Raw genomic sequence first — 9,219 nt, 5'->3', positions numbered from 1 at the left:
CGGCGTGGCCGTGTTCGGCCCGTCGGGCGCGGGCGCGCGGCTGGAAGCGAGCAAGGAATTCTCCAAGAATTTCATGGCGCGCCATCGCATTCCCACCGCGGACTTTTACGTGTGCCGCACGATGGACGAAGCGGAAAAGGCCCTCTCCCATTTTTCCGGTCCTTATATCGTCAAGGCCTCGGGGCTGGCCGCCGGCAAGGGCGTTTTCGTCGAGCCCACGCTCGACGGCGCGCGCGAGGCGGCGCGGCAGATGCTCGTCGGCAAAAAGCTCGGCGCCGCCGGCGAGACGCTGGTCATCGAAGAAGCGCTTCCCGGGCGCGAGCTGTCGCTGATGGTCGTCACCGACGGCGCGGCCTACCGGCTCCTCAGCACCAGCCAGGACCACAAGCGCCTTCTCGACGGCGATCTCGGCCCCAACACCGGCGGCATGGGCGCGTACGCGCCCGCGCCGTGGGTCACGGAAGAGCTGATGGCGCGCGTTCGCAGAGAAATCATCGAGCCGTCCGTCGCCGCCCTCGCAGAAGAAAAGCTCGATTACCGCGGCGTTTTGTACGTCGGCCTGATGATCGCCCCGGACGGCACGCCCAAAGTGCTGGAGTACAACGTGCGCCTCGGCGATCCGGAAACGGAAGTGCTCCTGCCCCTGTTCGAAGGCGACTGGGTCGATCTGTGCTGGCGCGTCGCCCATGGCGATCTGGCGTCCTTCCCGTGGCAGAAGGAAACGAAAAACGCCCTCTGCGTGATCCTCGCTTCCGCCGGCTACCCCGCCGCCGCATCCGCCGCGGCGGAAATCCACGGGCTTGACGCCGCCGGCGCCGTCGAGGGCGTGACCGTGTTCCACGCGGGAACGTCCGCGCAGGACGGCAAGATCATGGCGACCGGCGGCCGCGCGCTCTGCGTCGCGGCGACCGGCGACACGCTGCGGCAGGCCCGGGAGCGCGCTTACGAAGCCGTCGGCAAAATTCATTTCCAAGGCATGCAGTATCGAAAAGACATCGGTCACCAGGTCTTCGCAAAAAATTCCTCCCAAGGAGAACTGAGATGAGCAATCCCAAAATCGGCATCATCCTCGGCTCCGCCAGCGACGCGCCGCACGCCCAAAAAATCGGCGCCACGCTGCGCGAGCTCGGCATCCCTTTCGAGGTCACCGTCGCTTCGGCTCACCGCACGCCGGAAGACGCGGCGCATTACGCCCAAAACGCGCGCCCTCGCGGCCTGGAAGCGATCGTCGCCGTGGCCGGACTTTCCGCGGCCCTTCCCGGCGCCGTGGCGGCGCAGACGACGCTGCCCGTGATCGGGGTCCCCGTCGAATCGGGCACGCTGCTCGGCATGGACGCGCTGCTTTCCACGGCGATGATGCCGCCCGGAGTGCCCGTGGCCTCCGTCGGCATCAACGGCGCCGCCAACGCCGCGCTGCTGGCGGCGCGCATCGTTTCCACCCATGACAGCGCCGTCGCTGAAAAGCTGCAGTCGTACGCCGACGAAAAAGCGGCCAAGGTGCGCTCGTCGCGCCGCGACGCCCAAACCTTCGCCGACTTGCCCATGGCTCCCGAAGAAGCGCTGAGTTGATTTTCGAAAAAAAATAAAATTGGGATGAGAAAACGAGAACTCGTTTTCTCATCCCAATTTTATTTTTTATGAGTCTTTCACAATCCGCGCAGCACGAGCTGCTCGCGATCGGGGCCGACGCCGATCAGAACGACGGGGACGCCGATGACCTGCTCGATGTGCTGCACATATTTGCGGGCGTTTTCCGGCAGATCTTCGAAGGCGCGCGCCGCCGAAACGTCTTCGCTCCAGCCGGGCAGCGAGTAATACACGGGCTCGACTTCAGCCAGCTTGGCGATGGCGGACGGAAAATCCGCGACGATTTTGTCGCCGACCTTGTACGAATTGCAGACTTTGAGCTCTTTGAAGCCGGTCAGGATATCGAGCTTGGTCAGAGCCAGACAGGTGAAGCCGTTCACCCGCACGGCGTAACGGAGCGCGACGAGATCGAGCCAGCCGCAGCGGCGCGGGCGTCCGGTCACGGCGCCGAATTCGCCGCCCCTGCGGCGGATCTCCTCTCCCTCGGGACCGAAATCTTCCGTCGGGAACGGCCCCGAACCGACGCGGGTCAGATACGCTTTCGCCACGCCGATGACGCGGTCCACGTACTTCATGCCGACTCCCAGACCGATGCAGCCGCCCGAGGAAACGGGATTGGAACTCGTCACCATGGGATACGTTCCGTGATCGACGTCGAGCAGCGTGCCCTGCGCGCCTTCGCATAACACCGTCTGGCCGTTTTCGAGCGCGTTGAAGACCTCGAGCGAGACGTCCGCCACATAAGGCGAAAGTTCTTTGCCCCATTGGAACGCCTGTTCGTAAATGGGATCGAGGGCCAACGGCTCCTTGCCGTACACGCCGGCAAGGATTCGGTTCTTCTCGGCCAGAGCGACGCCGAGTTTTTCGCGCAGGACATGTTCGTCCAAAAGATCTTCCACGCGGATGCCAATGCGCGTGTATTTATCGACATAACAGGGGCCGATGCCGCGTCCGGTCGTGCCGATCTTATGTTCGCTGTCGCGGGATTCCTCCTGGAGCTGATCGAAAAGCTTATGGTACGGCATCACCACATGAGCCGCTCCGCTGACGCGAAGGCACGCGCGGTCTTTTCCCCTGGCGCGCAGTTCGCCCAATTCTTTCAACAGCTGCTCGGGGTCGATGACGACGCCGTTGCCGATCACGCAGGTCTTGCCGGGATAAAGCATTCCCGAAGGCAAAAGGCGAAACACGTATTTCTCTCCGTCGACGTACACGGTATGGCCGGCGTTCGCTCCGCCCTGATAGCGGGCGAAAATATCCACTCTTGAGCCGATGGAGTCGACGACGCGTCCCTTTCCTTCGTCTCCCCACTGAGCGCCGATAAGCGCCTCGATCTTGCCCTTCATTGTTTTTCCTCCTTAACGGACTGCTGCGAATTCCAGATCTCGTCTACCGTCACCAGCTTCACCGGGTTTAGGTCAAGTTTGCTCAGGTAAGCCAGAAAAGGGAGCGTTCCCTCGCGCGCATGGCAAATCGCGACAGCGTTGCCATATTTTCTCGCCAGGCGAAGCGCAGCATTGAATTGTGCCTTCATCGCGGATAAATCTGTCGTTCCGTCGATAAAAACTTTGTTTTGAACGACCGGGATACGATATTCCAGAGCGACTTTTTGGGCAACCGTCTTGCCGCTGGTATGGCTGTCCAGAAAACCCCACCGGGTCGCCGACAGCGCCTTCATAAATCGGCGCATTGTCGGCGCGTCGGAAGTCGCCTTTGACCCTCTGTGATTGTTAATGCCGATCGCACGCGGAAAATCTTTCTGCAGCGACGCAAGGTACTCGGCCATTTTCTTTTCCGGCACGTCAATCCCAATAACATAATTGCGTCCGCCGTTCGGATCCCCCAGCGCCTGCATCGGCACGTGCAGCAGAAAGGGCTGCCCTTGTTTGGCTGCATATTCAGCGATCTTGAGACTGTGCGGCGTGCCGGGAATAATCGCCCATGTCGCGCGCAGTTTCAAACGAGCGATACGCTCGGCCATGCCGTAATTATAGCCGAAGTCATCAATGACGAGGGCCAGTCCAGGTCGGGACGCCGCGGCGGGCTTCCCTTTCTTTGGCAGCGCCGCCGACTGGAGCCGCGCCACCCAAGAGGCCGCCACGAGAATCGTTTTCTTCGTCGAGGACAGCGTTTTTTCCAGAGAAGGGAACGCCCCTGGACGCCACAGCCGCTCCTCCGCCGACAAGACGACCGCGTTCTCCGCTTTTCTTGCCTCTCGACGCCGTACGCTCTCTCCATTGTGCATCATGTTTGTAAAAACGCAAACGACTGCAAAAGGGATCGCCGCCGCCAGAACCCAGAAGGGATTCTTCATTTGCCAAGAACGGATTTCTTGTCGGGATTCGAACTCTTATCGTCGCGTTCGCTCTTCACGTCAACGTCACCGCTGCCCTGATCTGCGGAAATGACGGAAACATCGGAAGATACGGGCTCAGGAACGGGATCCCTCAGCGTTTCCGGTTTTTCTCCCGCAATCAGCTTCAAGAGAGTCTCCTTCGCTTTGTCGAGTTGAGGATCGCGGAGTTTGGCGCCTTTTGCGTCTTTCTCTTCTCCCAAGCCATTCTCCGTTTTCCCATTCGACGTGCCGGCCCTTTCCGTCTTGTCCTTGTTTTCCTGGTTTGAATCTGGCGCGTCACGGTCTTCGTCGCTCCACAGGGACTTCACGTAAATATCGGGAGAAAGCCCGACGTGGTCAATGCGAACTCCCTTCGGCGTGAAATAACGAGCCGTCGTCACGAACATCCCCGACCCATCGGAAAGATTGAAAAGGACCTGAACGGATCCCTTGCCGAAACTCTTGGCGCCGATCAGCAACGTGCCGTTGCGGTCGCGCAGAGCGCCGGAGACGATCTCCGAGGCGCTGGCGCTGCCTTCGTTGATCAGCACGACCAGGGGCAATTGAGTGAGGACGCCTTCATGCGCGTAGAACTCTTCGTTCGCGGAATCAACGCGCCCCTTCGTCGAAACGACAAGTCCGCCGTCGATAAACAGATCGCAGATATCGCGCGCGGAGTCAAGCAAACCGCCGCCATTATTCCTGAGATCGAGAATCAATCCCTTCGCCTTTTTGTTTTTGAGATCGATGACTGCCTTGCCGACATCCGGCGCGCTGGTTTTGATGAACTGACGCAGACGAATGTAACCGATATCGTCGCTGAGGATTTCCGAGTGCACGGTCTCGATCTTGATCGTGTCACGCACAATCTTGAAATCGATCAGCCTGGCCGTATCGGCGCGACGGATCCCCACGGAGACTTCCGTACCGGGATCGCCGCGAAGCAATTTGACGACCTTGTCGAGATCCCAGCCGATGACGATATCATCGTTCACTCTGACAATTTCGTCCATGGGACGCAGCCCGGCCTTATCGGCGGGCGTGCCTTCAATAGGATTTATAACGAGGATTTTCCCGTCGCGGCTGGCGATATTGATTCCCAAACCGCCGAAGGATCCCTCCAAGGAGGTTTTCTCGTCCTCCAACTGCTGAGGATCGAGAAAACGCGTATACGGGTCTTTCCACGCGCCCAGCATTCCGCGCATGGCCCCATGAACCATTTCACTCTCATCAATGTCATTGCTTGCCGCATCGACCTGATAAGCCTCGACAATAACGCGTGCCTGTTTCAGGAGCCACAGCGAATCAGTCGAGAAAGGAGCAACCTGTGACAATTCCCCCTTGCTGGCGTATCCCACGGGGATAAGAGTCATGAGGACCGCGCCGATCACAATCCCCAGCACCACATCGCGATATTTTTTCAGTATTTTCATGAGTTCCCCAAAAGGGCTCTTCTACTCCTTCCACTACAGATATTTCAACGGATTGCGAGCCTCTCCATTGACGCGCACTTCGAAATGGAGATGCGGTCCGGTCGCTACGCCGGTCATGCCGACTTTGCCAATCATGGCTCCTTTTTTTACGATGTCCCCTTCGTCAACCTGAATCCTGCTCATATGAGCGTAAACAGTGGCGTAACCGCCGCCGTGATCGATGATGACAACCTGACCATACCCTCTCATCCAGCCGGCGAAGATGACTTCTCCCGCTCCGGCCGTCTTGATCGGCGTCCCCAGAGACGAGGCGATATCAATGCCCGTATGCTGACGTTTCGTTTTGAACCGAGGATGAACCCGCATCCCAAAGCGGCTCGTTACCTTTCTGTCCGGAACCGGCCAGTCGAACTTGCCGTTGCCTTCATAAGCGGGGATACGGGCGCCTTTGTTGTTTCCTTGTCGAGCGGCAAGGGCCTTTTTCTTAAGATACTCGTCAATCTTTTTCTGCAGCGCCCTCTCGGCTTCCTCGCTTTCCCGCATCGCCGCTTCGTGAGCTTTTTTATCTTTCTCCACGCGGGCCAAAAGTTCCCTGCGATGAGCTCCGGCCTGCTTATTGGCCTGCTGTTCCCGTGTGCGCTGTTTATGGCGTTGCGCCAATTGCCCGCGCGTCTGTTGAAGCTTCAATTCGTCGCTTTTCAGAGCCAACTTTTCCGCTTCAAGAGCCTCGATGTCTCTCTCGTCCTGACGACTCAAGCGGTTCATGAGATACGTCAGGTTGTTGAGCTCCGCCAAGTCCGCCGCCGAGAGCATTACGTTCAAATCGGCCGCACCGCCGTATTTGTAAATAGCGACGCACCGCTTCGAAAGGATATCCTGCAAAGTTCCGATGCGCTTATTGTGCTCTTCAATGCTTTCGCCGACCTCTTTGAGCTCGCGCTCGTTCTTTTCGATCTGCAGATCGAGCAGGGCAATTTGCTCTTCGGACTGCTGGACGCGATGATCGAACACAGACAGTTCGCGCAGATACCCTTTTTCCTTTGCTTTCGCTTCCGCAAGCTCGCGCGTATGGTATTGAATGCGTTTATTCAGCAGATCCAGTTGTTTTTTCTGCTCAGCGATCTTGTCGTCGAGGCTTGACGCGCTCAAGGCCGGAGCGCCAAGAGCGAGCGCCAGACAAAGGGAAAGCCAGACAGCTTTTCCTGAGCGCAAACAGCGTTTCGAGCCCGGCAAGGCACAACTCCTAAAGCGGGGCAACCGCATTTTTTATATAATGGCGCACAGCGATAAAACTGCACAGCCACCCCATCGTCACGCCTGCGCAAAGCAGGACCTGATCAAGCAGAACGACCTCTCTCCATTGCAACTGCTGGCGCAGAAACGGCAGCACAGCATCAACCGTTCCCATGACATACATCTGTCCGTAATGCAGCAGGATCACTGCCGTCACGGCGCCCAGCAGTCCCAGCAGCATTCCGTTGAGGACGAACGGGGACGCCACATATGAGCGGGTCGAGCCGACAAGAAGCATCACCGAGATCTCCTGACGCCTTGAATAAATGCTGATACGAATCGTGTTATAAAAGACCAGTCCGCTCACAAGCATTGCGATCACGAGGACTGTCAGAGCGATTTTGGAAATCAGCGAGGACAGTTTCACCAGGCGTTCGGCAAGCGCTCCGGAGTACATCAGGTCGTCGATTTCGCTCATCCCCGAAAGTCGCTTGACGATCGAAGTCACCAGCGGAGCTTGCCTCACCTTGATCTCAATTGTCCAGGGCAGCGGATTATCTCCCAACAGCGTCACCGCTTTCGACTGAGCGCCCATTTTCGCGCGCAGACGATCCAGCCCCTCCTGAGGAGAAATGTACCTCAGCTCCGCAATGTCGCGGTTATCTTTCAGAGCGTCGATGATATGATGCACCGCTTCTTCCGAGGAAGCATAAGCCTGTATTACCAGGTCGCTTTGAATGTTCACGGCAATTTTGCGGATATTCAGCGCCAGGAGGGAACTCGCCCCGACAAGGAAAAATACCGAAGCGGCGGTGACCAGCGTCAGGAGGCTTAACCCCCAGTGACGAAAAAACAGCCGGAGCGTATCGCGCAGAATATATCTATAAGTCCCCACTGATGCTGTACCTCCCTTCCCGCTCGTCGCGAACCAGGCGTCCCATGTGCAGCTCCACCACGCGTTGACGATACGTATCGACCAAGTGCTGATCGTGCGTCGCCACGATCACGGTGGTTCCCGCGGCATGAATGGACAACAGCAGTTTCATCACGTACTCCGCCGTATGCACGTCCAGGTTGCCGGTCGGTTCGTCCGCCAAAAAGAGACGTGGTGCATTGACGATCGCCCGGGCGATGGCGACTCTTTGCTGCTCGCCGCCGGAGAGCTGATCAGGCCTGAGGCCTCTGCGGTTCCAAAGGCCGACTTTATCGATGACGTCATCGGTCCTTTCGCGTGCCTCCGCGCGCGGCACTCCGCACACTTCGAGAACAAAGGCCACGTTCTCCCATGCCGTCAGATTCGGCAGCAATTTGTAATCCTGAAACACCACGCCGATGTCGCGGCGAAAGTATGGCAAACTGGAAGATGAAAGTCGACGCAAGTCGATTCCGTCAAGGCTGACCTGCCCTCTTGTTGGCAGCACTTCCCGGGTCAGCATCCGCATCAGCGTCGTTTTTCCGGAACCGGTAGTGCCGATCAGGTATACGAACTCTCCTTCCGAAATGTCCAGATAGATATCGCTGAGAGCCTGGATGTTCGGCGAAAAGATTTTCGTCAGACCGTTTATGTGGATTTCCATAGCAATGCACCTCCTGTCGCCATTTCCAATCAAAAGCGCCGCTGATTATCATACCACAATCACGAACGCATTGTTCTTTCGAAGCAGAGGGCAAAGTCGGATCGAATCGCCGCGCACGCCGCTTCCAGACCGGCCCGCTTTTGCCATGGACGAGGAAAGGGGACATCGCCGCCGTTCCATAGAGTTCCTCCCCAGCGTTCGGCAAAGTCGGACACTTTCGGGTCATACGGAATCAGCGTGCACGGGACTCCCGCTTTCAGCGAGAGCACGCCGAAGTGAAGGCGCATGCCAAATGCCCCCGCGGCGCCGCTGAAAAGCTTCGACAGGTGCTCGGCGTCGGGATATATAAGCTCATCGACTCCGCACACGCCGCGTTCCTGAATTTCCCGCATCAGCTGGAGATCGCTCCTGTCCATCGCGACTCCGACGGTTTTCAGTTTCCCGGCAAAGGGCGAATGGGCGTAAGCAGTCGCGGCTTTATACTCCAGATCCCCGTTGTAACGGCGAAAATTTATGAGGAAATATTCGCTGGGGCGACGCTCTTCCGCGAAGGGAAGCGTCAGGACCAGATCATCCGAAAGAAGGCAGTGTCCGTTGAGAAAAGCCTGCGAATGAAGATCGCGGACCGAAACGATCTCGCAGCTTCGGAAGGCATCTTGAGCCAAAAGGCGATTGCCCCGGCGCGACAGGGGGCCGATGGACTGGGCGACCGCCCATGTTTTGCAGCCGCAGAGTTTAGCCAATCTAACTACCGACCAATAATACCATGGGCTGCGAAAACTGGAGCTGTCCTGAAAAATTCCGCCGCCGCCGAGCAGCAAGGTCTCGCTTTGCCTCAAAGCCCGGACGACATCTCGGCGGGCCCAGCGATCGATTGGATAAATATGGTGTTTTTTCCTGCTTTCTTCCGGCGCTCCTGACAGCATGGCGATTTCGTTTTCCTTCAGCCCGCAATTCTTCAAGAGCTGAATGGCGGCGGCGGCCAACAGCTCGTCGCCGAGATTTCCCATGCCGTAGTAGCCGCAGAGCAGAACTTTCCAGCGCCGCGCCATTG

The 9,219-nt window shown here is 58.1% G+C and carries 9 protein-coding genes; 2 read left to right on the top strand and 7 right to left on the bottom strand.

Going from position 1 to position 9,219, the window contains the following annotated elements; genetic code table 11:
• On the top strand, nt 1–1,045 hold a 1,045-nt coding region (purD, locus tag HMPREF7215_RS11325; protein WP_009166044.1), incomplete at its 5' end, for a phosphoribosylamine--glycine ligase.
• Nucleotides 1,042–1,569, top strand: coding sequence for a 5-(carboxyamino)imidazole ribonucleotide mutase (gene purE / locus HMPREF7215_RS11320; protein ID WP_009166043.1), 528 nt, complete (start codon nt 1,042–1,044; stop codon nt 1,567–1,569). The genes purD and purE, both read left to right, overlap by 4 nt.
• 77 nt (nt 1,570–1,646) lie before the next feature.
• Here purE and HMPREF7215_RS11315 read toward each other — a convergent pair whose 3' ends face one another.
• The 7 genes from HMPREF7215_RS11315 to HMPREF7215_RS12570 form a co-directional block, all read right to left on the bottom strand.
• Nucleotides 1,647–2,933 carry an adenylosuccinate synthase gene (locus HMPREF7215_RS11315; protein ID WP_009166042.1) on the bottom strand — a complete coding sequence of 429 codons (1,287 nt, stop codon included), beginning with the start codon at nt 2,931–2,933 and terminating at the stop codon, nt 1,647–1,649.
• On the bottom strand, nt 2,930–3,901 hold the full coding sequence (locus HMPREF7215_RS11310) for a divergent polysaccharide deacetylase family protein (protein WP_009166041.1): 972 nt from the start codon (nt 3,899–3,901) through the stop codon (nt 2,930–2,932). Before HMPREF7215_RS11310 ends, HMPREF7215_RS11315 begins: the two co-directional genes overlap by 4 nt.
• Nucleotides 3,898–5,355 (bottom strand): S41 family peptidase, encoded by a 1,458-nt coding sequence (locus HMPREF7215_RS11305; RefSeq protein ID WP_009166040.1) that lies wholly within the window; start codon nt 5,353–5,355, stop codon nt 3,898–3,900. Before HMPREF7215_RS11305 ends, HMPREF7215_RS11310 begins: the two co-directional genes overlap by 4 nt.
• Nucleotides 5,356–5,388: 33 nt before the next feature.
• Nucleotides 5,389–6,504 (bottom strand): murein hydrolase activator EnvC family protein, encoded by a 1,116-nt coding sequence (locus tag HMPREF7215_RS11300; protein WP_198004611.1) that lies wholly within the window; start codon nt 6,502–6,504, stop codon nt 5,389–5,391.
• A gap of 94 nt (nt 6,505–6,598) precedes the next feature.
• On the bottom strand, nt 6,599–7,483 hold the full coding sequence (locus HMPREF7215_RS11295) for a cell division protein FtsX (protein WP_009166038.1): 885 nt from the start codon (nt 7,481–7,483) through the stop codon (nt 6,599–6,601).
• Nucleotides 7,470–8,165, bottom strand: coding sequence for a cell division ATP-binding protein FtsE (locus HMPREF7215_RS11290; protein ID WP_009166037.1), 696 nt, complete (start codon nt 8,163–8,165; stop codon nt 7,470–7,472). The genes HMPREF7215_RS11295 and HMPREF7215_RS11290 overlap by 14 nt, the downstream gene beginning before the upstream one ends.
• Nucleotides 8,166–8,224: 59 nt before the next feature.
• A complete protein-coding gene (locus HMPREF7215_RS12570) occupies nt 8,225–9,217 on the bottom strand; it encodes a polysaccharide pyruvyl transferase family protein (protein ID WP_009166036.1) in 993 nt (330 codons plus the stop codon).
• Between the last annotated feature and the right edge of the window lie 2 nt (nt 9,218–9,219).

The organism is Pyramidobacter piscolens W5455 (genome assembly GCF_000177335.1).
Lineage (GTDB): Bacteria > Synergistota > Synergistia > Synergistales > Dethiosulfovibrionaceae > Pyramidobacter > Pyramidobacter piscolens.
This window is presented reverse-complemented; position numbering and strand designations above follow the sequence as displayed.

What these genes read in the sequence shown, in the direction of transcription:
- purE (WP_009166043.1), top strand. Translation starts at nt 1,042, where the DNA reads ATGAGCAATCCCAAAATCGGCATCATCCTCGGCTCCGCCAGCGACGCG.
- HMPREF7215_RS11315 (WP_009166042.1), bottom strand. Translation starts at nt 2,933, where the DNA reads ATGAAGGGCAAGATCGAGGCGCTTATCGGCGCTCAGTGGGGAGACGAA.
- HMPREF7215_RS11310 (WP_009166041.1), bottom strand. Translation starts at nt 3,901, where the DNA reads ATGAAGAATCCCTTCTGGGTTCTGGCGGCGGCGATCCCTTTTGCAGTC.
- HMPREF7215_RS11305 (WP_009166040.1), bottom strand. Translation starts at nt 5,355, where the DNA reads ATGAAAATACTGAAAAAATATCGCGATGTGGTGCTGGGGATTGTGATC.
- HMPREF7215_RS11290 (WP_009166037.1), bottom strand. Translation starts at nt 8,165, where the DNA reads ATGGAAATCCACATAAACGGTCTGACGAAAATCTTTTCGCCGAACATC.
- HMPREF7215_RS12570 (WP_009166036.1), bottom strand. Translation starts at nt 9,217, where the DNA reads ATGGCGCGGCGCTGGAAAGTTCTGCTCTGCGGCTACTACGGCATGGGA.